This is a genomic window from Candidatus Woesearchaeota archaeon, from assembly GCA_026394965.1.
Classification (GTDB): Archaea; Nanobdellota; Nanobdellia; order Woesearchaeales; family 0-14-0-80-44-23; genus JAPLZQ01.
Window position 1 is genome coordinate 1 of record JAPLZQ010000060.1, and the last position, 1,848, is coordinate 1,848.

Consider the following 1,848-nt stretch of genomic DNA (forward strand, 5'->3'; position numbering starts at 1 on the left):
TTGAACCCCTTGCGTAATATATTGCAGGCTTCCTGAAAGAAGCTGAACAACTATAACAACAAGAAGTATTGCAGAGAGGATAAATGTCATCTTTGTCTCGACTTTATTTTCAATTCCCATTTAGTTTTTTCCTCAAAATTAAAATAAAAAAGATGTGAGGATTCCGCCTCACGCGTAATAGTTTTCTTACCTTTCTTTTCCGCCTTTGAATAGCATGAAAAGCATGCTGATAACGAGTATCAGAACGGTTGCGCCCAATATCAGATACATAAGCCCGCCAGCTGCAAAGAAGCCTGCAAAGCCGATTCCCCCAGCTGACATGTTCGATGAAAGATAGGAAAATGCGGTTGTTACATAGCTTAAAGAGCCTGACAAAACCTGCAGTATCACGACAATAAGGATTATAACCGTAAGAAGCGTCATCAATTTATTCTCAATAAGTGAACCCATATCCATTTTTGATTTTCACCGCCAGCTGTCAAATAGCTATTTAGCCTTTAGTTTTCCTTTAAATCAATGAAATATTTAAATACTATTGAAATTATATTGAATTGTTATGGAAATAAAGCCAGAAAGCTCAGAAAAATTATATAATGACAGGATTTCATGCTCGTCGAAAGACAAGAAAAGGCTTATATCTGACTGCCAAAAGATATACCTAAAACATCACCCTGAGATGAGCGGAATAAGGCTCACTCAGGGCTTCATGCTTAAGAAAATCATCGATTATTATCTTTTTGGATGATGGATAATCCGCATTTCTTAAGGGATGTGTAAAAATGCTTTTGGAAAACTTATCTCAGGCGATACCTATAGAACAATGCAAGGATATGTGCGTTTCGCAATGCAGCGTAAATCTTGTTGGGATAGCCATTAATAAATTTTTATTTTTGCCTATATTAGCTTCTTTCTGCCTTCTACTTCTCCTATTCTGCGTATCATGGAAGGATAAGATTTTTGAGGGATTAAAAGGATATCTTCCAAATTTTGACGAAAAGCAATATAATCAGCTTGTCATATTCCTTTTGATTGCCGGCATCTTGCTATTGGCTGCTTTTTTTTTCCTTGTGAGAAGCGGCATAATCCTTCCTGACATAAAAATCTAAGATGATAAGAATTTCTCTCGGAAATGTCGGCTCAGGAAAGACTGCTAATGAAGTGAGAGAGATATCTCTCAATCCTTTTCGGAGAAAAATCTATACAAATATTGTGATAAAAGAGAAAAAACTGCCACATGTTGAAAGGATGAAGCCTGAATATATAATTGAGAAAGAGCTTTTACGCCAAAAAAAGACGCAGGATGGAAGCTTAGTCAACATCTACGATTATAAATTGAATATGGATTTTTGGAAAAATATTGATGAGCCTATCTGCATCGTTCTCGATGAATTCCATAATATCGCAAATGCGAGGGCATCGATGTAAAAAAAGAATAAGGTATTCAATACATGGCTGACGATGATTCGGCGGGTTTTAGGCTCGACAATAAAAGGATATGGCGAACTTGTCCTGATATCACAGCTTTCAAATCAGGTTGACTTGATTGCAAGAAGCCTCTGCCATCAGGTAAGGTTTCATAGATGCCATTATGAAATGCATTGCAAGAAATGCGGGAAGGTATGGAAGGAGCATTCAGACATCCCTGAATCACGGACAGAATGCAAAGCCTGCGGAAGCTTTAATATCCAAAAAATGAATCATGTTGTGGAGATATGGCATTTTCAGGGGATGAATCATTTTTATGCATGGCGGGACTTTGGCTATAAGACGTTTTACCGCCATTATTTTGTGAATGACGTCGAGCAATATTTTAATCTTTACGATACTTTGCAATGGGACAATCTTTTT

Annotated in this window: 4 protein-coding genes; 2 read left to right on the forward strand and 2 right to left on the reverse strand. The window is 37.1% G+C overall.

Annotated features, from left to right (window positions below; genetic code table 11):
• Window positions 1–186 precede the first annotated feature (186 nt).
• Entirely contained in the window at window positions 187–423 is a 237-nt protein-coding gene (locus tag NTV63_02440) for a hypothetical protein (protein MCX6709792.1), read from the reverse strand.
• A gap of 133 nt (window positions 424–556) precedes the next feature.
• Here NTV63_02440 and NTV63_02445 point away from each other — a divergent pair, with 133 nt between their 5' ends.
• A complete protein-coding gene (locus tag NTV63_02445; protein ID MCX6709793.1) occupies window positions 557–745 on the forward strand; it encodes a hypothetical protein in 189 nt (62 codons plus the stop codon).
• Between the two features lie 362 nt (window positions 746–1,107).
• A complete protein-coding gene (locus NTV63_02450) occupies window positions 1,108–1,425 on the forward strand; it encodes a hypothetical protein (GenBank protein ID MCX6709794.1) in 318 nt (105 codons plus the stop codon).
• Between the two features lie 222 nt (window positions 1,426–1,647).
• On the opposite strand, the gene NTV63_02455 is transcribed toward NTV63_02450, so the two are convergent.
• A partial coding sequence (locus NTV63_02455; GenBank protein MCX6709795.1) for a hypothetical protein occupies window positions 1,648–1,848 on the reverse strand: 201 nt, incomplete at its 5' end.